The 21,644-nt window shown below is 58.9% G+C and carries 19 protein-coding genes; 3 read left to right on the plus strand and 16 right to left on the minus strand.

Annotated elements, in window-relative coordinates:
- Positions 1 to 49: 49 nt before the first annotated feature.
- Positions 50 to 1,165, minus strand: coding sequence for a branched-chain amino acid ABC transporter substrate-binding protein (locus K5Y32_RS08630; RefSeq protein WP_222182804.1), 1,116 nt, complete (start codon positions 1,163 to 1,165; stop codon positions 50 to 52).
- 398 nt (positions 1,166 to 1,563) lie between these two features.
- Between K5Y32_RS08630 and K5Y32_RS08635 the strand changes: the two genes are divergently transcribed.
- Positions 1,564 to 3,012, plus strand: a complete 1,449-nt coding sequence (locus tag K5Y32_RS08635; protein ID WP_222182806.1) for an AMP nucleosidase — start codon at positions 1,564 to 1,566, stop codon at positions 3,010 to 3,012.
- A gap of 50 nt (positions 3,013 to 3,062) precedes the next feature.
- On the opposite strand, the gene K5Y32_RS08640 is transcribed toward K5Y32_RS08635, so the two are convergent.
- Positions 3,063 to 3,629 carry a hypothetical protein gene (locus tag K5Y32_RS08640; protein ID WP_255602461.1) on the minus strand — a complete coding sequence of 189 codons (567 nt, stop codon included), beginning with the start codon at positions 3,627 to 3,629 and terminating at the stop codon, positions 3,063 to 3,065.
- A 168-nt stretch (positions 3,630 to 3,797) separates the two neighbouring features.
- Positions 3,798 to 5,096, minus strand: coding sequence for an NCS2 family permease (locus K5Y32_RS08645; RefSeq protein WP_008105472.1), 1,299 nt, complete (start codon positions 5,094 to 5,096; stop codon positions 3,798 to 3,800).
- A 387-nt stretch (positions 5,097 to 5,483) separates the two neighbouring features.
- On the opposite strand from K5Y32_RS08645, the gene K5Y32_RS08650 reads away from it, so the two are divergent.
- A complete protein-coding gene (locus K5Y32_RS08650; protein ID WP_222182808.1) occupies positions 5,484 to 6,230 on the plus strand; it encodes a response regulator in 747 nt (248 codons plus the stop codon).
- On the opposite strand, the gene K5Y32_RS08655 is transcribed toward K5Y32_RS08650, so the two are convergent.
- From K5Y32_RS08655 to K5Y32_RS08680, 6 genes are all read right to left on the minus strand, one after another.
- Positions 6,167 to 7,216 (minus strand): carbohydrate kinase family protein, encoded by a 1,050-nt coding sequence (locus tag K5Y32_RS08655; RefSeq protein ID WP_222182810.1) that lies wholly within the window; start codon positions 7,214 to 7,216, stop codon positions 6,167 to 6,169. The two genes, K5Y32_RS08650 and K5Y32_RS08655, sit on opposite strands and share 64 nt — an antisense overlap.
- 4 nt (positions 7,217 to 7,220) lie before the next feature.
- Positions 7,221 to 8,081: a ketose 1,6-bisphosphate aldolase gene (locus tag K5Y32_RS08660; protein ID WP_222182812.1), complete on the minus strand. Its 861-nt coding sequence runs from the start codon at positions 8,079 to 8,081 to the stop codon at positions 7,221 to 7,223.
- 11 nt (positions 8,082 to 8,092) lie between these two features.
- The gene (locus K5Y32_RS08665) at positions 8,093 to 8,776 is read right to left on the minus strand and encodes a D-lyxose/D-mannose family sugar isomerase (RefSeq protein ID WP_110868355.1); all 684 of its coding nucleotides are present in this window, start codon (positions 8,774 to 8,776) and stop codon (positions 8,093 to 8,095) included.
- Between the two features lie 124 nt (positions 8,777 to 8,900).
- Entirely contained in the window at positions 8,901 to 9,839 is a 939-nt protein-coding gene (locus K5Y32_RS08670) for an ABC transporter substrate-binding protein (RefSeq protein WP_101762808.1), read from the minus strand.
- A 221-nt stretch (positions 9,840 to 10,060) separates the two neighbouring features.
- Positions 10,061 to 11,044 carry a ribose ABC transporter permease gene (locus K5Y32_RS08675; protein WP_101762809.1) on the minus strand — a complete coding sequence of 328 codons (984 nt, stop codon included), beginning with the start codon at positions 11,042 to 11,044 and terminating at the stop codon, positions 10,061 to 10,063.
- Positions 11,045 to 11,054: 10 nt separating this feature from the next.
- Positions 11,055 to 12,560, minus strand: a complete 1,506-nt coding sequence (locus tag K5Y32_RS08680) for a sugar ABC transporter ATP-binding protein (protein ID WP_222182814.1) — start codon at positions 12,558 to 12,560, stop codon at positions 11,055 to 11,057.
- A 144-nt stretch (positions 12,561 to 12,704) separates the two neighbouring features.
- Here K5Y32_RS08680 and K5Y32_RS08685 point away from each other — a divergent pair, with 144 nt between their 5' ends.
- Complete coding sequence (locus K5Y32_RS08685) at positions 12,705 to 15,293, plus strand: ATP-binding protein (RefSeq protein ID WP_222182816.1); 2,589 nt, start codon at positions 12,705 to 12,707, stop codon at positions 15,291 to 15,293.
- On the opposite strand, the gene phnE (K5Y32_RS08690) is transcribed toward K5Y32_RS08685, so the two are convergent.
- The 7 genes from phnE (K5Y32_RS08690) to phnL all read right to left on the minus strand — a co-directional run bounded on the left by phnE (K5Y32_RS08690) (position 15,247) and on the right by phnL (position 21,538).
- Positions 15,247 to 16,131, minus strand: coding sequence for a phosphonate ABC transporter, permease protein PhnE (gene phnE, locus K5Y32_RS08690; RefSeq protein ID WP_176972909.1), 885 nt, complete (start codon positions 16,129 to 16,131; stop codon positions 15,247 to 15,249). The genes K5Y32_RS08685 and phnE (K5Y32_RS08690) overlap by 47 nt on opposite strands.
- The gene (gene phnE / locus K5Y32_RS08695; protein ID WP_222182818.1) at positions 16,128 to 16,991 is read right to left on the minus strand and encodes a phosphonate ABC transporter, permease protein PhnE; all 864 of its coding nucleotides are present in this window, start codon (positions 16,989 to 16,991) and stop codon (positions 16,128 to 16,130) included. The genes phnE (K5Y32_RS08690) and phnE (K5Y32_RS08695) overlap by 4 nt, the downstream gene beginning before the upstream one ends.
- A gap of 237 nt (positions 16,992 to 17,228) precedes the next feature.
- Positions 17,229 to 18,155 carry a phosphonate ABC transporter substrate-binding protein gene (gene phnD / locus K5Y32_RS08700; protein ID WP_008105497.1) on the minus strand — a complete coding sequence of 309 codons (927 nt, stop codon included), beginning with the start codon at positions 18,153 to 18,155 and terminating at the stop codon, positions 17,229 to 17,231.
- A 26-nt stretch (positions 18,156 to 18,181) separates the two neighbouring features.
- On the minus strand, positions 18,182 to 19,012 hold the full coding sequence (gene phnC / locus K5Y32_RS08705; RefSeq protein ID WP_222182819.1) for a phosphonate ABC transporter ATP-binding protein: 831 nt from the start codon (positions 19,010 to 19,012) through the stop codon (positions 18,182 to 18,184).
- Between the two features lie 158 nt (positions 19,013 to 19,170).
- A complete protein-coding gene (gene phnN, locus K5Y32_RS08710; protein WP_222182820.1) occupies positions 19,171 to 19,701 on the minus strand; it encodes a ribose 1,5-bisphosphokinase in 531 nt (176 codons plus the stop codon).
- Positions 19,701 to 20,837 (minus strand): alpha-D-ribose 1-methylphosphonate 5-triphosphate diphosphatase, encoded by a 1,137-nt coding sequence (gene phnM, locus K5Y32_RS08715; protein ID WP_222182821.1) that lies wholly within the window; start codon positions 20,835 to 20,837, stop codon positions 19,701 to 19,703. Before phnM ends, phnN begins: the two co-directional genes overlap by 1 nt.
- Positions 20,834 to 21,538, minus strand: a complete 705-nt coding sequence (gene phnL, locus K5Y32_RS08720) for a phosphonate C-P lyase system protein PhnL (RefSeq protein ID WP_222182822.1) — start codon at positions 21,536 to 21,538, stop codon at positions 20,834 to 20,836. The genes phnM and phnL overlap by 4 nt, the downstream gene beginning before the upstream one ends.
- Positions 21,539 to 21,644: the final 106 nt, after the last annotated feature.

The raw sequence follows: 21,644 nt of genomic DNA on the forward strand, positions 1-21,644 counted from the left end.
TCGCGCTCAATCGCGAATGGCCCCGCACTGCGCGGGGCCGCGTGGCATATTACAGCTGGTGATACTTGCCTTTGTCGTCCCATTGATACACGACGTAATCCGACACCTTGAGATCGCCTTTACTGTCCCAGGCTTTTTTGCCCATGACGGTATCGACGCTGTTGGCTTTCAGCCAGTCACTGGCCTTGGTGTTGTCTTTCCCGGTTGCTTTGTAAGCGGCGGCCAGCGTCTGCACGGAAGCGTAGGCATACAGGGTGTAACCTTCTGGCTCAAATCCGCTGGCGCGGAATTTGTCGATAACCGCTTTGCCATCGGCGATGGTGCGCGGATCGTTGCCGAAGGTCATGTAGACGCCTTTGGTATATTGCGGGCCGCCAGCGGCCGTCACCATCTCTTCAGTCACGATACAGTCGCCGGAGAAGAAGGCGGCATTAACGCCCTGCTCACGCATCTGACGCACCAGCGGACCGGCTTCCGGATGACAGCCGCCGAAATAGACCACGTCCGGTTTCAGCGCGCCGATCTTGGTTACCAGCGCATTGAAATCTTTCTCACCGCGCGACAACCCTTCATACAGCACTTCTTTTACGCCGCGCTTCTCAAGTGAGGCTTTGGTGGCATCCGCTAAACCCTGGCCGTAAGTGTCTTTGTCATGAATGATGACCACTTTCTTCGCTTTGAGCTTGTCGATGATGTAATCCGCAGCGATGGCGCCCTGCTGATCATCACGCCCACACATGCGGAATAGGGTTTTCATGCCGCGTTCGGTAATTTTCGGGTTGGTTGATCCGGGCGTGATCGCCAAAACGCCGGCCTCATCATAGACTTCCGAGGCGGGCATGGTGGATGAAGAGCAGAAGTGGCCGACCACCGCCATTACTTTGTCCTGATCGACCAGACGGTTAGCGACGGATACCGCCTGTTTCGGTTCACAGGCGTCATCGCCCTGCACCAGCACGATTTTCTCGCCGCTGATGCCGCCCGCCGCGTTGATATCCTCCGCAGCCTGGCTTGCGCCTTTCCAGTATTGCGCGCCATACGTCGCATTAGGCCCAGAGAACGGACCGGCCACACCAATCTTAATATCTGCCTGAGCGTAAAAGGCCACGCTTATACAACCTGCAATCGCCACCTTCATTGGGTGTTTTATGAATTTCAAAGACATGCTTTCAATCCTCAACGGGTCAGGAACGGAGCCATACCACGGCCTGGGAGAAATCAATTTCTGAAACTTTGGCAGAACAGTGTGCGGCCATAACCCCGTAGGGCCGCCATTCATGGCGACCGACTTTAAGAACGGTCTAGCTACATTAAGGCCACGGTTGAAAACTAAGCAATAAGCTCGCCAATACCGCGACGGTGGACGATTTATTACTCGGGCATCGCTCCAGAACAGGAGACACGCGATGTAACATCCCTGCTGATCATAAACATAGCCGCGGTTACGCCACGCACCAGCACCGTGATGGTGCAGAATGCGGTCGATCACAGATTCTTCATCGTAGCGAGGGGTTTATCCGCTATGCTCTGGTGAAAACGGTCCATGTTTCTGAAGGAGAACCCATGAATACACAACGGAACGGATTGAGCAGCCAGCAAGCGCTGGACGAACTAGTACGCCTGTACGATGCAGCCGTTGACGCGCTGCGCAACGCCATTCGCGATTTCACCGCCAGCGGACAGTTGCCGGATGACGCCGCGCGCCAGCAAGGGCTGTTTGTTTATCCGCAGCTGCGCATCACCTGGCTGGGTGAAGGTCCGCAGCAAAATCGCACCCGCGCGTGGGGACGTTTTACCCATACCGGCAGCTACAGCACCACCATCACGCGCCCGGCGCTGTTGCGCCACTATCTCAGCGAGCAGCTGCAGATGCTGGAGAAGGAGTACGACGTGCTGATTGAGGTCACGCCCTCACAGCAGGAAATTCCTTATCCTTACGTGATTGATGGCTTGTCACTGGACCGCTCAATGAGCGCCAGCATCGCACGCCATTTCCCCACCACCGAACTGTCGCAAATCGGTGATGAAACCGCCGACGGCCTGTTCCACGCCAATGCGATTTTCCCGCTGTCGCACTTTGACGCCCTGCGCACCGATTTCTCACTGGCACGCCTGCGCCACTACACCGGCACGAGCGTAGAGCACTTTCAGCCGTTCGTGCTGTTCACAAACTACACGCGCTACGTCGATGAGTTCGTGCGCTGGGCGATTGAGCAGGTGCAAGATCCCACCACGCCGTATGACAGCCTGGCCTGCGCCGGGGAAGTGGTGATCACCGCCGATACTCAAGATCCGACGGCGATGATGTCCGATCTGGCGTGGAAAAAGCATCAAATGCCCGCCTGGCACCTGACATCACCGAATCGTCGCGGCATAACGCTGGTGAACATCGGCGTTGGCCCATCCAATGCCAAAACCATCTGTGACCATCTGGCGGTGATTCGTCCGCACGCCTGGCTGATGATTGGCCACTGCGGTGGACTGCGCGAAAGCCAGACCATCGGCGACTATGTGCTGGCGCATGCCTACCTGCGCGACGATCACGTACTGGATAGCGTACTGCCGCCAGATATCCCAATCCCCAGCATCGCCGAAGTGCAGCGCGCACTGTATGACGCCACCAAAGCGGTCAGCGGCATGCCCGGCGAAGAAGTCAAACAGCGCCTGCGCACCGGCACCGTGGTCACCACCGATGACCGTAACTGGGAGCTGCGCTACTCCGCTTCGGCGCTGCGCTTCAACCTGAGCCGCGCCGTAGCGGTTGATATGGAGAGCGCCACCATCGCCGCGCAGGGTTATCGCTTCCGCGTGCCTTACGGCACCTTGCTATGCGTATCCGATAAACCGCTGCATGGCGAGATCAAGCTACCGGGCCAGGCAAACCGCTTCTATGAGGGCGCGATCTCCGAGCACCTGCAGATTGGTATCTGCGCGGTCGAACTGCTGCGAGCTGAAGGCGACAAGCTGCATTCGAGGAAGCTGAGAACCTTCAACGAGCCGCCGTTTAGGTAATCATGATGAGTTCCGGCCCATGAAGGGCCGGAACCGTGCAGTAAAGCGCGTCATGACATTTTCAAAACGATATTCTGCACAAACCACGCCAGCACCAGAAGGCCGGTCGGTATCATGATTTTCCAGGTGATGCTGTTATTGAAGGCAGATATTTTACCCTCGAGCTGGTTAAATCTTTGATCAACTCTTTCGAACTTCTCATCTATCCTTTCGAACTTTTTATCGAATTTGTCTTCCATCCGCTCAAACTTTTTATCGAGACGTTGTTCAAGCGCCCCCAGCTCGCCCATAATCTCCACACGCATCACGCCCTGCTCGGCTCTGACCTTTTCGATATCCGCTTTAGTCGCAAAATGTTCTGAACGCGCGGTTAGCACAGCAACATCCATCTGAATCTGCTGCGTGGTTTTTTCCAGCTCTTCAACCCGTTTGGTGAGTTGTTCCATTTGATGATCTCCTTTGTTACCAACGTCAAAAATAAGCGGTGGGAACACACGAGTTGTATTGCTAATGGGGTAATCCATCACCGAATCCTCTTCCATCGCGCTGCTCAATCTTTCCACCACACCGTTAGTGAAACAGATTCGCGCAGCGTTAACATTCCACGATCCCGCCATTCACAGCACATTTTTTGCAGGCAGGTTCTAATAACACGCACAGCCTGAGCTGTTTTGAGATGTAAGGAAAGTGAGCATCAAAAAGGATTGCGAAGTGTCACGCAGAAAATAAACGAAGGGATGCAATAGCAGACACGGAAGCCCGAGCGGGCTTCCGTTAAGTAACATTTACGCGCTCAGCCAGCCCAGTTTGATAACAAACAGAATCGACAGAATGATCAGCGCCGGGTTGACCTCTTTGGTGCGGCCGCTCAGCAGTTTCACCACCGTCCAGGTGATGAAGCCGAACGCAATACCGTTGGCGATCGAGTAGGTCAGCGGCATGGTCAGCGCGGTCACGGTTACCGGCGCGGCGGTGGTGATATCTTTCCAGTCAATATCCGCCAGGCCAGACGCCATCAGCACCGCCACAAACAGCAGCGCTGGCGCGGTGGCATAAACCGGTACGCTGCCCGCAAGCGGCGAGAAGAACAGGCTCAGCAGAAACAGAATCGCCACCACAATCGCCGTCAGGCCGGTGCGGCCACCGGCGCTGACGCCGGCAGCAGATTCCACATAGCTGGTGGTGGTTGAAGTACCAAGCAGCGAGCCGAACAGCGCGGCGGCGCTATCTGCGATCAACGCACGGCCCATTTTCGGCACGTTGCCCTGCTCATCCGCCAGACCGGCGCGCTTGGTCACACCCAGCAAGGTGCCGGTGTTATCGAACACGTCCACGAACAGGAAGGCGAAGATTACGCTCACCAAACCGACGTTAAAGGCACCGGCGATATCCAGCTGCATAAAGGTTGGCGCGATAGATGGCGGAGCGGAGAACACGCCACCAAACGGCGTCAGGCCAATGCCCATAGAAATGAAGGTCACCACCAGAATGCCGATCAGCACCGCACCGGTAACGCGACGCGCTTCCAGCACCACAATGATGAAGAAGCCGAGCAGCGCCAGCAGTGGACCCGGTTTGGTCAGGTCGCCCAGGCCAACCAGCGTTGCTGGGTTATCCACCACGATACCCGCGCCTTCCAGCGCGATAATCGCCAGGAACAGACCGATACCGGCACCAATACCGGCACGCAGCGGCAGCGGAATGCTGTTAATAATCCACTCACGAATTTTGAAAAGCGACATGGCGAAGAAGATCACCGCCGACAAGAACACCGCGCCCAGCGCGACTTGCCAGGTGTAACCCATATGCAGCACCACGGTATAGGTGAAGAAGGCGTTGAGGCCCATGCCCGGTGCGAGTGCAATCGGATAGTTTGCGATCAGGCCCATTAACACACAGCCAATCGCCGCCGCCAGACAGGTCGCCACGAAGACCGCACCTTTATCCATGCCGGTTGCGCCGAGAATGCTCGGGTTAACAAACAGGATGTAAGCCATTGCCAGGAAGGTGGTGATACCCGCAATGATTTCGGTGCGAACCGTGGTGTTGTGCGCTTTTAGTTTGAAGAGTTTTTCTAACATCATCATCTCTCATGAGCGGAGTCGGCACGAATGCGCGCGCTCCTTGCCAATGTGGTTTACAGACTTATTGTTGTATTGGACGCAAGGCGTTTAGCCTTCCCCTGTCCACATAGCAATAGCTATGCCATCACCCTACGCAATCGATTACGTTTCCGAATAATGCTTCGCTTAGGATAATTCCGAACCAGAATGAGGCGCGATTATGGTGCATTGCACCAGCGCCGCGCAATCGTTTTCCTAACTGACGATGGTTTGGCAAAAAGAGTGCGGCACTGCACGCTTCCGCACTCTGCCAGGCGATGGCGCTCACGTTTCTGTTGCCTGAATCAGCAGGTAAAAAACATCGGGTTACACTGCTTTTAACCCTTTCGTAACAAAAGAGGCGCATCCATGAAGCCCGCGATTCTGGTGGTCGATGATGATCGTGCAGTGTGCGAATTGCTGCACGATGTGTTGAATGAACATGTGTTTACCGTTTATTGCTGCCATCAGGGTAAAGATGCGCTGTCTCTGCTGGCGCTGCACCCGGAAATTTCACTGGTGATGCTGGATATGATGCTGCCAGACACCAACGGCTTGCTGGTGCTGCAACAGATGCAGCGGCAGCGTCCCGACCTGCTGGTGATCATGTTAACTGGCATGGGTTCGGAAGCAGATATGGTGGTAGGACTGGAGATGGGCGCGGATGATTACATCGCCAAGCCGTTCAACCCGCGCGTGGTGGTGGCTCGGGCACGCGCTGCACTGCGGCGCTGCGGACGGCTGGCGCAGCCAGAAGCGTTAGCGGATGAAGGCTGGCAATTTAACGGCTGGCGTCTCGACGATGCACGCTGCCAGCTGTTCAATCCGCAGCGCGAAAGCGTGCCGCTAACGCAAGGTGAATACACGCTGCTGCGCGCGCTGGTGGCGCATGCGCGCAAAGTATTAACCCGCGATCAACTGCTCGAACTGACGCACAGCGAAAGCCTTGAGGTGTTTGATCGCACCATTGATGTGCTGATTATGCGGCTGCGACGCAAGATAGAAATCAACCCGCATCAACCAAGCCTGATCCGCACCATTCGCGGTCTCGGCTATGTTTTCTCCGCCGACGTGATGCGTCCTGCCTCTTCGGCGCGCGAAACGCAAATCGCCTGATCCATCCAGCGCTGCATCTCGGCTAATGGCCGCGTGCCGTCCAGCGCGTTTGCTGCATGCAGATTAAAACAGGCGCAGGTATGCGCCAGCTTCAGCGTTTCAATCAGTGACCAGCCTTCATGGCTGGCATAGAGCACACCGGCACAAAACGCATCGCCCGCCCCAACGCTGCCGACAATCTCTTCTGGCGCTAAGCACCACGCCGGTTGCCAGCGCCCTTCGCCGTCCGCTTGCTGGCCCCACGCGCCTTCTGGGGCATGAATCACCACGCGTTGACGTACACCTTGCTGCAGCAGCCAGGTCGCCGCCTCGGCAAAAGCGGTAGGTGCGGCAAGCCCGTGCGGCGTGCGCAAACTTACGCCGGTAAGCGATTGTGCCTCCAGCTCGTTGATCACCAGATAATCGAGCCAGCGCAGCGCAGGCACCACCAGCGGACGATATTCGCCCACGCGCGACACCAAATCGAGCGAGGTGAGATAGCCGCGCTGCTGCATCTGTGCCAGCAGCCGTGCGCTGCGTGTGCCGTATTGATCGTCCGGCACATCAAGGCTATCCAGCAGCAGTAAATACCCGAGATGGAAGATGCGGTGTGCAGTGGAGACGTCGGCGAAGTGCGCCAGATCGAGCTTGCCATTGGCGCCGCGCGCATGGAAGAAGGTACGCTGGCCGTCCGGCGTGGCCATCACCTGCGTCATCGCCGTGTTGATGCTCGCGGTGCGCTGCACAAAATGACGGTCGATGTGATGATCGTCCAGCAGTTGCAGGATGTAGTCGCCGTCGCTGTCCTCACCCACCATGCCGACGCCCGCCAGCGGCAGATTCAGCTGCATGCGCGCCAGCGTAAACAGCACATTGAGCGCCGCGCCGCCGCTGCACTTCTCGCTGTGCTGAATCTCCGTTAACCAGCCTTGTTCCGGCCAGTGGCTGATGCGCTGCACGTGATCCACCAGCATGCTGCCGGCACCGATGATTCCGTTACGCACCATGCGGTTATGCCCTCCCGGCGCTGCCGAATACCTGCATCTGCTGCGCCACCACGTTGGCGATGTCGCGCTCTACCGCCATCAGCAACTCAGCAAAGGCGTCGTAGCGCGCATCGCGTTGGACGATCTGCGCTTCAATCGCCCCGAGCGCCGCCTGCGACATGCCGGTATAGAAATTGATTTTGTTGATGCCAAGGCTGACGGCGCGGCGGAAATCCGCGTCGCTAATGCCGGAACCGCCATGCAGCACCAGCGGAATGCCGGCCGTCGAACGAATCGCTGCCAGCCGGTCGAAGTCGAGTTTGGGTTCGCCTTTGTATTTGCCGTGCGCATTGCCAATCGCCACCGCCAGGCAATCAATGCCGGTGGAGTGCACAAAATCAGCGGCCTGTGCCGGATCGGTAAATTTATCGCTGTCGGCCTCGCCAAACAGCGCACCGCCTTCATCGCCGCCCACCGCACCGAGTTCGGCTTCCACCGACACGCCGAGTGCGTGACACATCTTCACCACTTCGCGCGTCTGGCGCACATTTTCTTCGTAGCTGAGCGTCGAGCCATCGAACATGACCGAGGTGAAACCAAGGCGAATCGCCTGCATCACCGCCTCAAAATGCAGGCCATGATCGAGATGCAGCACCACCGGAATAGCGTGCAGCGCCGCTTCGGTGCGCACCGCGGCGACCAAATGCTCGAGGCTGACATACTTAAAATGCACTTCGGCGATGCTGATAATAAACGGCGATCGCTGCCGCTCAGCCGCCTGGTAGAGCGCGCGCAGGAAGTGGGTGTCGAGGACGTTAAACGCGCCAAGCGCGTAGCCGTTCTGTTGCGCATGGGCCAAACCCTGCGCCAGTGAAATCAGTGCCATATCAGGCTCCTTTAGGCCAGCCAGCGGTGATATTCGTTACACAGCAGCCAGCGCGGTGCTTCATCTTCATCCAGCGGATTGAAGCGCGCCAGCGGCGTGAGAAACACATTGTCGTGTTCGTCGTCATTGGGCATCGAGACTTCACCCACCAGCACATCGCCGTAGCCCTCTTCGCCCCAAAAGCTGTGCCAGATGCCCGGCAACAAGGTAACGCTTTCGCCCGGCGATAAACGCAGCTGCGAACCGGCGGCGTGGGTTTGGCGGATGCCATCGAGTGTGACGTTAACCGCCGTATCAGCCAGCTGATTGCCCGCACGGTTATGCAGCGTGACGATCAGATTGCCGCCGCCGCGATTGATAATGTCTTCCATCTTTTGCGGGTGATAATGCAGCGGCGTGACCTGCCCTTCGCGCACATGCATGATTTTTTCGGCATAAGGTTTGGCCCACGGCTGGCCACCCCGCGAACCGTTGCGCAGTGTGAACAGGGTTAAACCGGTTTGATTGAAATCGTCAGCGCCGAAGCTGGTGACATCCCAGCCAAGATGCAGCGCCAGCAGTTCATCGGCGTCATGTTTATCGAGCGCGCGCCACTGGCTGAGGCCGTAATCGGCCCACGGCGGCAGATGCACATCCTGACGCATAAAGAATTCGCGGGTGCGTTGTAGGATCGCATTCACTTCTGAGCGTTGCATCTTCTCCTCCTTTGGGTGAGTGCACGCTGGCCCTCACCCCAGCCCTCTCCCGCAAGCAGGAGAGGGCGCTATTTGTCCCCTCTCCCATTTATGGGAGAGGGTTAGGGTGAGGGACAGCGGCTGCTTACTTCACCGTCCAGCCTTTGTAGCTGCTGACGCTGTTACGATCGATCATCGTCACCGGAATCAGCACCGGCTTATCTGGCGCGGGCTTGCCCTGCAGGATGTCATAGCCGATCTCCACCGCTTTCGCCGCCATCACCTGCGGGTCCTGCGCTGGCGTGGCCACGAACAGCGAGCCTTTGCGTTTCAGCGCCTCTTCACCGTCTGGCGATCCATCGACGCCGACAATAAAGAACTCATTGCGTTGCGCCTGTTTCGCCGCCAGATCGGCACCAATCGCCGTTGGGTCGTTAATCGCGAACACTGCATCGATCTTCGGATTGGCCGACAGCAGGCCGGTCATCACTTCGAGGCCACCTTCGCGGCTGCCTTTGGCGTTCTGGTTGTAGGAGAGCAGCTTGATGTCCGGATGGGTTTTCAGCTCGGTCATGCAGCCTTCGACACGGTTCTGCACCGCAGAAACCGGCGGTCCATTGATGATCACCACGTTGCCTTTGGCCTTCAGGCGGTCGGAGATGTATTTACACGCCATGGCGCCAGCGGCGGTGTTATCGGAGGTGATAGTGGCGTTAGCGCCGTCTGCCGCCACGTCGACCGCCACCACCACAATCCCGGCATCACGCGCACGTTTTACCGCGGGCGCGATACCTTTGGAATCGGCGGCGTTAAGGATGATCATGTCCACTTTAGCGGCGATGAAGTTGTCAATCTGCCCCACCTGCTGGCCGAGATCGTAGCCGCTGGAGACCAGCGTTACGTTGACTTTGTCGCCCGCCAGTTCACGCGCTTTCAGCTCCGCACCTTTGGTGATCTGCACGAAGAACGGGTTGGCGAGATCGCCGACGGTCACACCAATGGATTTCAGCTCTTTGGCCTGCACCAATGGCGCGCTCAGAAGCGTAGCCGCCAGCAGTCCGGTTAGAATCGGATTAAAACGCATAGTCGATGTTCTCCTGCTTTTTGGTTTTTATGATTAGTGCTCGCTGTCCCCCATCCCGGCCTTCCCCCGCAAGCGGGGGAAGGAGACGTTGCCACATGCAGCTTCAGTACGAGCATATGGCAGCATCTTCCTCCCCCACTTGTGGGGGAGGACCGAGGAGGGGGACAGCCAGCACAGTCTGGGACAGCCAGCACCTTCTAAAACAGCCAGCACCTAGTAACTCAACCCACGTGATGCCGCGTCCGGTACTTATCGATTAACACCGCGATAATGATCACCGCGCCCTTAATCACTAACTGCCAGAAATAGGAGACGCCCATCAGCGTCATGCCGTTATTCAGGGTGGCGATAATCAGCGCGCCAATCAGCGTGCCGGTGATGGTGCCGATGCCGCCGACAAAGCTGGTGCCACCGAGGATCACCGCCGCTATCGCATCCAGCTCATAGCCGACGCCAAGATTGCCGTTGGCGCTGTAGAGCCGCGAGGCGCTCATCAATCCGGCCAGCCCCGACAGCAAACCGCTCATGGCGTAGACAAACAACAGCACCACGCTGACCTTGATGCCGGTCAACCGCGCCGCCTGCACGTTGCCGCCGACGGCATAAATGTGCACACCCAAGGTGGTGCGGCGCAGAATGAACCAGCACAGCGCTATCACCGCAAAGGCGATGATGATCAGCCACGGCACCGGCCCGAGGTAGCCGTTGCCTATCCACTCAAAGTTGATGTCGGAGTTAATCACCGTGGTGCCGTTCGCCAGCAGATAAGCCGCGCCGCGCATCGCGGTGTAGGTGCCGAGCGTGACAATAAAGGGCGGTAGCCCTGCCCACGCCACCAGAATGCCGTTGAACAAGCCCATAATCAGCCCGGCACCTAACGCCGCCGGAATCGTCAGTGACGCAAACGCCGGATCGAGCGATACCGCCATCGCCACCACCGCCGTGGTACCGAGCATCGAGCCCACCGACAAATCGATGCCGCCGGTGAGAATGACAAAGGTCATGCCCGCCGCCAGCACGATGTTGATCGAGGCCTGACGCGTAATGTTGAGCAGATTGCCCTCGGTGAAGAAGTTAGGCGTGACAAAGCCAAATACCGCCACGATCAGGATTAGAATCGGCAGGATGCCGACGGTTTGCAGCAGGTCGCTCATTAACGCGCGCTTGAGGGTGGGACTTTTTACGCGTGCGGATTCACTGGTCATTGTGCTCTCCTCAGGCCTGAACCGGCTGCGCGCCGGTGGCCAGTGTCATAATGTTTTCCTGGCTAATCTCTGCCCCGCTCAACTCACCGGCGATGGCGCCTTCCCGCATCACATAGACGCGGTCGCTCATGCCCACCACTTCCGGTAACTCGCTGGAGATCATTAAAATCGCCACGCCCTGCTGCGCCATCTGCTGCATCATGCGGTAGATTTCGCTTTTGGCGCCGACATCAACGCCGCGCGTCGGCTCATCGAGAATCAGGATGCGCGGCGCAATCGCCACCCAGCGTGAAATCAGCAGCTTCTGCTGATTGCCGCCGGATAAACCGCCCGCGCGCACCTGCGCATGCGGCACGCGGATGTTCAGCGCATCAATCGCCTCGCTGGCAATCTTCTGCCCTTTGCGCCGATTGAGCAGGCCGTAGCTGGCATCGCGCTCCAGCGTCGCCATCACAATGTTGTCCTGCGCCGCCAGTTCAAGGAACAAGCCCTGCTCTTTGCGGTTCTCGGTGAGAAAACCGATGCCGCGTGCGATGGCGTCGCGCGGCGAGTGAATCTGCACTTTCACGCCGTCGATCCAGATCTCACCGCCGCTCGGTTGATGCACGCCAAAAATCAGCTGCGCCAGTTCGCTGCGCCCGGCGCCGACCAGTCCGGCAAGACCAACGATCTCGCCAGCACGCACCGACAGGCTGCTGGGATGCACTTTGTGTTTGTCGCACAGGTGATTGACGGCGAGACGGATGTCGCCGAGCGGAATGTTGCGGTCTTTGTTGAACAGATCGCTGAGCGGACGCCCGACCATCATGCGCACCAGCTCGCTGGCGTTGAGCTGCTCGCGCGTCAGGCTGCCAACGTACTGCCCGTCGCGCAGCACGCTAACGCGATCCGACAGCTCATACACTTCCGCCATGCGATGGCTGATGTAGATGATCGCCATGCCTTCGCTGCGTAGCCGTTTAATCAGCGCAAACAGCTGCTCGGTTTCACGGTTGGAGAGTGCGGCAGTCGGCTCATCCATCACCAGAATGCGGCTGTTGCGGTGCAGCGCGCGGGCAATTTCCACCTGCTGCTGCTCGGCAATGCTCAGGCGGCTCACGAGATCGGTGGCGCTGAACTGCGCACCCAAACGATCAATCACCCGCTGCGCCTCTTCCGCCATCTGGCGACGCTTCACCAGACCTACGCGAGTGATTTCACTGCCGAGAAAGATGTTCTCCGCCACCGTCAGATTGGGTGCCAGATTGATCTCCTGATAAATCAAGGTGATGCCCGCCGCCAACGCCTCTTTTGGGCCTTTTATGACATACGGCTGGCCGTCGATAAGAATTTCCCCGCTGCTGGCGGTATAGGCACCGGCCAGAATTTTCATCAATGTACTTTTGCCCGCGCCGTTTTCGCCCATCAGCGCATGCACTTCACCGGGCCAGACCGTGAGATCCACGCCCTTGAGCGCATAGAAGTTGCCGAAGCGTCGGGTGATTCCCCGCATGGAGAGTATCGGTGTGGCATCCATTTACAGACTCCTGCTGGCAAAGGTTGCAGCGAGTAAAACCTGCTTAGATAAATGGAAAATGTCAGCGGCCATTCATATTTGTCATATTTCGCCCCGATCGCGCTTCTATACTCGCCAGCAGTTGAGCGGTAAGGAGTGGCAGCCATGAGTCACAGTCTGCACTGGCACGCGGGCGCGCGCAGTCGCCTGCTGCTGTTTAATCTGCTGGTGATGTCGGTGACGCTGGCGGTGAGCCTGGTCGCGATTTTTGGATTTCGCCACGCAGGTCACATTCAGGAACAGGCGCAGGCACAAACGCTGGCCGATATGAACGGCAGCCTGGCGCTGGCGCGTGACACCGCCAATGTGGCCATTGCGGCGGTGCGGTTATCGCAGGTGGTCGGCGCGCTGGAGTATCAGAGTGAATCGGCGCGCCTGCAGCAAACGCAGCGGGAACTGCAACAGTCGCTGAGCTTGCTGGCAAGTGCGCCGCTGGCGGCACAGCAGCCGCAGCTGCTAGCGCGTATTCGTGAGCGCAGCCAGACGCTGGAACAAACCATTAATCAATTGCTGCGCGCCGGGCATCAGCGCCATCTGCAGCGCAACGTGATGCTGAGCGGCTTGTGGCAATCGCAGCTGTTACTCAATCGCATTGACCTGCTTACGCGCACCGATTCCCCTTCTGCCACGCTGCGCCAGCAAACCCACAGCTTATTCAGCGTGGCGATTCAATCCAGCGCGCCGCAGGCCGCAGTGCAGCAATTGCCTTCCGTGCTGCGCCAGTGGCAAATGTTAAGGCTTAACGGTGTGCTGAATACCCAGGTGCAGCGGCTGATCGCCACCAGCACGGATTTGCAGCCGGTGGCGCAGCAGCTGGAGCAAAGCGATATCGCTATTGCCTACGCTACCTATCGCATCAAAGCGCTGGTGGCGATGCTCAACGACGACATTACCCATTACGTGCAGCTGGTGGCGCAACAGAGTGACGCACGCAGCGCGGTGACGCATGAAGAGCTGGATTCGATCATCGGCTTTATCGGCCTGTTTATGTTGCTGGCGCTGCTGATCACCGGTTACGCCGGTTACTACATTTACCGCAATCTCGGTTCGAGTCTGACCGCCATCGCCCACGCCATGACGCGGCTGGCGCAGGGTGAAAAGAGCGTCAACGTGCCGGGCCTGGCGCGGCGCGATGAGCTGGGCGATCTGGCGCGCGCCTTCAACGTGTTTGCGCGCAATACCGCGTCGCTGGCGCACACTTCGCGCCTGCTAAAAGAGAAAAGCAACCAGCTGGAATCGACCTTTCTCGCCATGCGCGACGGCTTTGCGCTGTTCGATAACGGCGGTCAGCTGGTGGTGTGGAATGCGCAATATGCCGAGCTGCTCGGCATCGCGCCGCGCGAACTGCATCGCGGTTTGCACTATCAGCAGCTATTAAAACGCGTTGATGTCGAGCTCAACGGATTAGCCGATGCGCAGGAAGTGCGGCTGGCGGATGGACGCACGCTGGAGTTGCGCTTCAGTCCGGTGCCACGGCGCGGCATGGTAAATACCGTGCTGGAGCGCACCACGCGCAAGGCGCTGGAGGAAGCGCTGCTGCACAGCCAGAAGATGAAAGCGGTGGGACAGCTGACCGGCGGACTGGCGCACGACTTCAATAATCTGCTGGCGGTGATCATTGGCAGCCTGGCGTTAACCGTCGATCAGCTACCGCCCGGCACGCTCGCCAGCCGCATCGAACGTGCACGTCAGGCCGCCGACCGCGCGGCGCAGCTGACGCAGCGCTTGCTGGCTTTCTCGCGCAAGCAGGCGCTCTTTCCGCGCGCCGTTTCGGTGGTGGAGCTGGTGGATAATCTGCATTCACTGCTGCAGCACGCGCTGCTGCCCGGCCAGCAGTTGGTGATTGATGCGCAGCGTCCCGGCTGGCCAGCGTGGATCGATGCCGGACAGCTGGAGAACGCGCTGATCAATCTGGTGGTCAACGCGCGCGATGCGATGGCGCAGCAGAGCGGCGAAATCCGCCTGCGTATCTGGAATCAGCGTAAACAGGAAGCCGACGGCAAGCGCGATCGCGTCACCATTGAAGTGATCGATCACGGCTGCGGCATGTCGGCCGAGGTGCGTGAACAGGTGTTCGAGCCGTTCTTCACCACCAAAGCCATCGGCAGCGGCAGCGGTTTGGGCTTATCGATGGTGTATGGCTTTGTGCGGCAATCCGGCGGCCAGATTGAGCTGGAAACCGCGCCGGGACAAGGCACCACCGTGCGGCTGTTATTACCGCGCGCGCCCGAAGCGGCGCAACCGCTTAGCGTGCCGCCGCCGCTGGTGCCGCAGGCCAGCAACGATCGGCTGGTGTTGGTGCTGGATGATGAACCGACGGTGCGACAAACGCTGTGCGAACATCTGCATCAACTGGGTTATCTGACGCTGGAGTGTGGCGACGGCGAAAGCGCGCTGAGGCTGCTGCGCCAGACGCCGGATATCGATCTGTTAATCAGTGATTTGATGCTGCCGGGCGGCATTAACGGCGCGGATGTGATTCGTCAGGCGCAGGCGCAGTGGCCGCATCTGGCAACGGTGTTGATCAGCGGTCAGGATCTGCGCCAGACGCAGGTCACGCTGCCGCTGTGTGAGCGGCTGGCGAAACCCTGGCATCAGGCGCAGCTGGTGCAGGCGCTGGAGCGCGCCTGGCAGCGCAGTGAACGACTTAGTCGCGCGCGGCAGGCTGCCACAACGGCACCCCTTTCCCCGTGATGTAACGTTTACGCAGCTTGCTGGAGACAACATCCATGATCATCACCACCGCCACCAGAATCAGGGTCAGGAACATCACCACATCCCAGTTCCACAAACGCATGTTCTCGGCATACACCAGGCCGACGCCACCTGCGCCAACGAAACCCAGCACCGCCGCTGAACGGGTGTTGGACTCAATCTGATACAGGCTGAGCGCGAGGAAGGTCGGGAACGATTGGGTGAAAATGCCGTAGCGATGTTTTTGCAGGCTGTTCGCGCCTACCGCGCTGAGGCCGCGACTCGGCGAACGCTCCACCGCTTCGTGCCCTTCAGCATAGAGTTTGCCGAGCAGGCCGACATCCTGCATCACTATCGCTAGCACGCCAGCCAGCGGCCCCATGCCGACGGCGCGCACGAAGATCAGCCCCCAAATCGCCATATCGATGCCGCGCAGCACATCCAGCACGCGACGCACTACCAGCGAAATCGGTCGCGTCAGCGGATCGTGCATCACGTTGCGTGCCGCCAGAAACGAGACCGGCAAAGCGATCAGTGAAGCGGTCAGCGTGCCGGAAAACACAATCGCCAGCGTAATCCCAACCTGCGTGAAGTAGTAACCAAACGGCCAGTTGAGGAAATCCTGCCAGACAAACATACGCAGGAAATAGCGACTGAGCTGCTGGCAGCCGATGAGAAAACGGCTCCACTCAATGCCAAAGAACTCGAAAAAGAACAGGTAATAGAGCGCAATGGCTAGCGCTACCAGCGCAACGCGGCGCAGATAGCGGTGCTGCGCGGCAAACAGGGCGGCATGCTCCTGCTTGAGTTTGGCGACATCCGGCGCTAAGGCGATCATGCTGCGTCTCCTTCCACTACGCGACGACGCAGCCAGCCGGACAGCGTATCCAGCAGCGACACCACCACAATGATCAGCAACAGCGTAATGCTGACCTGATCGTATCGATCGAGTTTGATATTGGTCATCAGCTCTTGCCCGATACCGCCCGCACCGACCAACCCGAGGATGGTGGAGGAACGGAAGTTGATCTCCAGACGCATAAAGCTGTAGGAGAGAAACGTTGGTTTGACCTGCGGCCAGAAGGCAAAGCGCATGCGCTGCAGTTTGCTGGCACCGCACGCCGCGAGGCCGCGCACCGGTCTATCCGAGGCGCTCTCAATCGCTTCGTAGAACAGTTTGGTCAGGCTGCCGACGGTGTGCAGCGCCAGCGCGAGGAAGCCAGGAATGGCCCCAATGCCAAACGCCATCACGAACATCACCGCCCACGCCAGTTCGGGCATGGTGCGCAGGAAGGCGACAAACGCGCGGATCGCCATGCGCAGGCTGCGCGGCGTTTGGGTGTTGTCGGCGGCGAAGAACGCCAGCACGCCAGCCACCGCCACAGCTATGATGGTGGACGACAGCGCCAGTTGTAAGGTTTCCCAGATTAGCGGCAGCTGGAAATGCAGACGATAGCCCCAATAGGCCAGCGAACCCTCGGTTTTGCCATCGGCGAACAGCAGCGGGAGATGCAGCACCGGCAGCGTTTCGCCGATGTAATCGAAAAAGTGTGGCAGCGACTGCCAGACGGTAAGCAGGTTAAATTCCGCCATCTTGCCCGCGGCCAGATAGAGCGCCAGTAACAGCAGCGACCACAGCAGCGAGTCGCGCTTTTGCTGGCGGCGGATGCGTTGGTAGTAGTGTTCGAAATCGGTCAAGGGAGGATTCCTGTTGGTTGGGGGGGCGTGCTGGAGGGTGCTCGCTGGAGGGTGCTTGCTGGGTTGTGCTCGCTGTCCCCCTCCTCGGTCCTCCCCCATTAATGGGGGAGGAAGATAGTGCAAAATGCAGCTCTGAAGTTGCATGTGGCAGCATCTCCTTCCCCCACTTGTGGGGGAAGGCCGGGATGGGTGACAGCCAGCACCGACCGAGGAGGGGGACAGCCAGCACCAACTAAATTAACCGCGCGTACCCTTCATCAAATCACGCTTCATATCAATGATATTCTGGTAATCCGCCACGGTAGCTGGGCCGATGTGCTGGGTGCCGCCAACCGCTTTAACAAAGCAGCCGTGATCTTCTTTATCCAGTTTCTTGATGGTTGCCACCACTTTCGCTTTGAAGTCAGCGGGCAGATTGTTGCTGACCAGAATCGGGCCGTTCGGGATCAGCGGCGACTGCCAGATGATGCGGATCTGCTTCATCAGGTCCGGATGATCCATACGAATCAAACGACCAAAGGCACCTGAGGTATAACCAGTTTCGCGGTCGCCAATCAGCGACGTCCAGGTCACCGCGCCTTCGAACTGGCCGTTAAGCACACCGAGGATGTCCTGCTCGTGGCCGCCGGAGAAGGTGACGCTGGAGAAGGTGTTGTTGTACTTATCGTCAACCGTGCCGCCAAACTCTTTCTTGAACGCCTGGTTCGGCATCAGGAAGCCGGAAGTGGAATCCGGATCGGCCATGCCAAACGATTTACCTTTCAGGTCTTCCAGCTTTTTGTACGGGCTGTCGGCTTTAACGATCACCACCGAGTGATAACCCTGCGAACCGTCTTTGTCGTCCACCACGATGCCCACCACATCCACCGCTTTCGGGTTCTGCAGGTAAACCGAGGCAAACGAGGCGGGCGACATGCTCAGCACTAAGTCGATTTTGTTGCCCAGCAAGCCTTGAATCACGCCTGAATAGTCAGACGAGTTGCGCAGTTTGGTATCCACCTGCAGCTCTTTATCGAAGAAATCTTTCACGCATTGGTTATCACCAATCTGCTGCGTGGCGTTCTGGCCGCCAAGAATCCCGAGGTTCAACTCTTTTGGTGCATCCGCTGCGTTTGCGCCAAATGCCATCGCAATAGTCAGTAAAGCTAAAGAAGTCAGTTTCATTCTTAGGTTTTCTCTTGCCGTGGGAGTTAGTGGAGCTGGTTAATTTCGTCGCCGTACAGCTCATGCATCAGGCCGTCGGTCAACCGGGAAGGATGTCCATCAAACAGCACTTTGCCGCGCTGAATACCGATCACGCGGGTGCAGTAGCTTTTTACCAATTCAATTGAGTGCAGGTTCACCATCACGCTGATGCCCTGCTCGCTCACCTGACGCAGCACGTCCATGATGCGCTTGGTGTTTTTCGGATCGAGTGACGCCACCGGTTCGTCCGCCAGCAAAATGCGCGGGTTCTGCATCAGCGCCCGGCAAATCGCTACGCGCTGCATCTGGCCGCCGGAAAGGTTTTCCGCACGCTGCAGCGCCTGCGGCAGCATGTTCATCCACTGCAGCAGTTCGATTGCGCGGGCGCGGTCGGTTTCGGAGAAGACTTTGAAGAACGATTTCAGCGTCGAGGTCTGGCTTAAACGACCCAGCAGCACGTTGGTCAGCACGTCGAGGCGCGGCACCAGACAGAAGTCCTGGAAGATCATGCCGCATTCGCTGCGCCACTCGCGCATCTGGCGGCTGTTCAGCGTCACCACATCGCGATCCACTTCGCCGTGGCGATTGCTGAAGATCGCGCCCTGCGAAGCGCTGATGGTGCCGTTGAGCATGTGTAACAGTGTCGATTTGCCTGCGCCCGAGCGACCAATCACCGCCACCAGCTCGCCCGCATGCAGATCGAAGCTGACGTTATCCAGCACCTGGTTGGCGCCGTACGCTTTGCACAATCCCTGCACCGACAGCACTTTGTTGCCCTGCCCGATAATCGGCGGGAATGGATTGTCGACCACGGTTTTCAGTAATGCCTGTGCCATGTTGCACTCCATCTCTTCTGAGGTGTTGATTGCACGCTATTACGGGCAAAGCGGATGAAAGCTTGATGACAGTAAAATGATTAAACAGTGACAGCGTAGGGTCGCCATTTATGGTGACCTCATTACACCGATGCACCAGGTCGCCATGAATGGCGACCCTACGAAACAATGAGCCGCCGTAAATGTTCGAGCGTAGTGCTCAACGCGCCATCGTTATTCAACGCATAACAGTGCGCGGGCAGCGGTTCGGCGGCACGCGCCAGCCGTTGCGCGATCTCCGCTTCTGACTCGCGCCCACGCTGCCGCAAACGCGCTTCCAGCACCGCTGGCGAAACCTGTAACACCAGCGGCAGCAGCTGCGTGCCGTAATGCTGCTGCACCATCGGCAGATGCAGGCGCGAACCGTTCACCAGCACATTCATCCCGCGCGCCAGCCACAGATCGATCTCCTCGCCCAGCCCGTAATACATGCCGTGCGCCTGCCAGCTGACGGCGAACAAACCCAGCGCCTCACGCCGTCGAAACTCGGCTTCGCTCAGCGCCACATGGTTTTCGCCGCCCGCATCGGCGGCGCGCGTGATGTAGCGATGGGCGATCAGCAGATTCTCCGGCGGCGCTTCGCGCAGCGCGTTCAGCAGGCTGTCTTTTCCCGAGCCCGAAGGCCCGGTAAGCCAGATCAGGCGCGCCATCAGAACATCCGCTTGCCTTGCGACCAGACGTGACGAATGTGCGAATGACCATGATCGGTATGCGCCAGCACCAAATCAGCACGCAGTCCTTCGGCGATGCGGCCGCGATCGTGCAGACCAATCGCCCGCGCCGGATTGCTGGTCACCAGCGCGGCGGCCTGCGGCAGCGTCAGCGTATTGCGCTCATCGGCCACCAGCCGGAACACCGCATCGAGCAAGCTGGCGGGATAGTAGTCGGAGGAGAGAATATCCAGCAGGCCGTGGCTGGCGAGTTCTGCCGCCGCGACGTTGCCGGAGTGCGAGCCGCCGCGCACGATGTTGGGCGCGCCCATCAGCACCTGCATGCCGCAGTCGCGTGATGCGCGTGCCGCCTCCAGCGTGGTAGGGAATTCGGCGATAGCGCTGCCAACATCATGCGATTCGGCGACGTGCGCCGCCGTGGCATCATCGTGGCTGGCCAGCGGAATGCCGCGTGAACGGCACAAGCTGGCGATGGCGTTGCGGTTAGGCGTGGAGAACTCGGCGGCCAGCGCCAGCTGCTCACGCTCAAACTGATCCATCTGCTCGTCGTTGAGCTGATATTTGCCCTGATAATAGGTGCGATACATCTCCAGCGAGGCGTACTGGCGCTGGCCCGGCGAATGATCCATCAGCGACACCAGCGACAGCTCCGGCGTGTTGATCAGCGCTTCAAATAGCGGCAGCGTGGTGTTGTGCGGCAGCTCGCAGCGCAGATGCAAATGGTGATCGGCGCGGTTAATGCCTTTGCGATTGCTGTCCTGAATCGCGTCGATCATTTTGGTGAGATTATCCAGACGATGGCCGCCATCGCGGACGTCGCCGACGCCAATCGCATCCAGCACCGTGGTGATGCCGCTGGCGGCCATCAGCGCATCGTGGCTGCTCATCGCCGAATAGGCTGGCCAATCCACCTTCGGACGTGGCGCAAAGAACTTGTCGAGATTATCGGTGTGCAGCTCCACCAAACCCGGCAGCAGGAAGGCGTTTTCGCCATCCAGCGCGCCCGGCTGTTGGCTGACGCTATCGCTAAAGCTGGCGATGCGTCCGTCACGGATTTCCAGCGATCCCGTTACCACTTCGGTTTCCAGCACCAGCTGGACGTTGTTGACGATCATGCTTCTGCTCCTGCTTGCATTGGCTGCATGACGTGCAGGCGATCGGCCACGCGTGCGCGCACCGCTTCGTCATGGAAAATTCCGACAATGGCGGCACCGCGGGCGCGCGCCTGTTCAATCAATTCCACCACTGCAGCGCTGTTGGCGCTGTCGAGCGAGGCGGTTGGCTCATCCAGTAGCAACACCGGATAGTCGGCGATAAAGCCGCGTGCGATGTTGACGCGCTGCTGCTCGCCGCCCGAGAAGGTGGACGGCGCCAGTGACCATAAACGCTCCGGCACATTGAGGCGCGTCAGCAGCTCTTTGGCGCGTTTTTCGCAGAAGGCGCGTTCGGTGCCGCGCTCCAGCAGCGGTTGCATGACGATCTCCAGCGTGGGCACGCGTGGGATGACGCGCAAAAACTGGCTGACCCAGCCGACGGTGTGGCAGCGAATCGCCAGAATCTGGCGGGCGGGCGCGTTGGCCATGTCGATCCATTCGCCCTGATGTTGCAGCCAGATGTGGCCGCTGTTGGCTTGATAGTTGCCGTACAGCGCGCGAAGCAGCGTGGATTTTCCGCTGCCGGAACGGCCATGCAGCACCACGCATTCGCCGCCGCTGACTTCAAGGTTGGCGTCCTGCAATACCGGCAGCGCAGCGCTGCTTTGGTTGTGCAGCACAAAGGTTTTGCTCAGATGCTCTACGCGCAATAAAGGTTGCATAGTGATGTCCTGATGGTTTTGATGGTTGTGCTGGTCTTTGAGAAGGTCGCCATAAATGGCGACCCTACGGGCAATACGGTTGCATTGGACACGTCATTCATGGCGA

This window comes from Pantoea sp. DY-15, assembly GCF_019795935.1.
GTDB classification, from domain to species: Bacteria; Pseudomonadota; Gammaproteobacteria; order Enterobacterales; family Enterobacteriaceae; genus Pantoea; species Pantoea leporis.

What these genes read in the sequence shown, in the direction of transcription:
- K5Y32_RS08640 (WP_255602461.1), bottom strand. Translation starts at nt 3,629, where the DNA reads ATGGCGGGATCGTGGAATGTTAACGCTGCGCGAATCTGTTTCACTAAC.
- K5Y32_RS08645 (WP_008105472.1), bottom strand. Translation starts at nt 5,096, where the DNA reads ATGATGTTAGAAAAACTCTTCAAACTAAAAGCGCACAACACCACGGTT.
- K5Y32_RS08675 (WP_101762809.1), bottom strand. Translation starts at nt 11,044, where the DNA reads ATGACCAGTGAATCCGCACGCGTAAAAAGTCCCACCCTCAAGCGCGCG.
- phnC (WP_222182819.1), bottom strand. Translation starts at nt 19,012, where the DNA reads ATGGCACAGGCATTACTGAAAACCGTGGTCGACAATCCATTCCCGCCG.
- K5Y32_RS08655 (WP_222182810.1), bottom strand. Translation starts at nt 7,216, where the DNA reads ATGGTGCGTAACGGAATCATCGGTGCCGGCAGCATGCTGGTGGATCAC.
- K5Y32_RS08670 (WP_101762808.1), bottom strand. Translation starts at nt 9,839, where the DNA reads ATGCGTTTTAATCCGATTCTAACCGGACTGCTGGCGGCTACGCTTCTG.
- K5Y32_RS08635 (WP_222182806.1), top strand. Translation starts at nt 1,564, where the DNA reads ATGAATACACAACGGAACGGATTGAGCAGCCAGCAAGCGCTGGACGAA.
- K5Y32_RS08660 (WP_222182812.1), bottom strand. Translation starts at nt 8,081, where the DNA reads ATGGCACTGATTTCACTGGCGCAGGGTTTGGCCCATGCGCAACAGAAC.
- phnL (WP_222182822.1), bottom strand. Translation starts at nt 21,538, where the DNA reads ATGCAACCTTTATTGCGCGTAGAGCATCTGAGCAAAACCTTTGTGCTG.
- K5Y32_RS08630 (WP_222182804.1), bottom strand. Translation starts at nt 1,165, where the DNA reads ATGTCTTTGAAATTCATAAAACACCCAATGAAGGTGGCGATTGCAGGT.
- phnM (WP_222182821.1), bottom strand. Translation starts at nt 20,837, where the DNA reads ATGATCGTCAACAACGTCCAGCTGGTGCTGGAAACCGAAGTGGTAACG.
- K5Y32_RS08650 (WP_222182808.1), top strand. Translation starts at nt 5,484, where the DNA reads ATGAAGCCCGCGATTCTGGTGGTCGATGATGATCGTGCAGTGTGCGAA.
- K5Y32_RS08685 (WP_222182816.1), top strand. Translation starts at nt 12,705, where the DNA reads ATGAGTCACAGTCTGCACTGGCACGCGGGCGCGCGCAGTCGCCTGCTG.
- phnN (WP_222182820.1), bottom strand. Translation starts at nt 19,701, where the DNA reads ATGGCGCGCCTGATCTGGCTTACCGGGCCTTCGGGCTCGGGAAAAGAC.
- phnD (WP_008105497.1), bottom strand. Translation starts at nt 18,155, where the DNA reads ATGAAACTGACTTCTTTAGCTTTACTGACTATTGCGATGGCATTTGGC.
- K5Y32_RS08665 (WP_110868355.1), bottom strand. Translation starts at nt 8,776, where the DNA reads ATGCAACGCTCAGAAGTGAATGCGATCCTACAACGCACCCGCGAATTC.
- K5Y32_RS08680 (WP_222182814.1), bottom strand. Translation starts at nt 12,560, where the DNA reads ATGGATGCCACACCGATACTCTCCATGCGGGGAATCACCCGACGCTTC.
- phnE (WP_176972909.1), bottom strand. Translation starts at nt 16,131, where the DNA reads ATGATCGCCTTAGCGCCGGATGTCGCCAAACTCAAGCAGGAGCATGCC.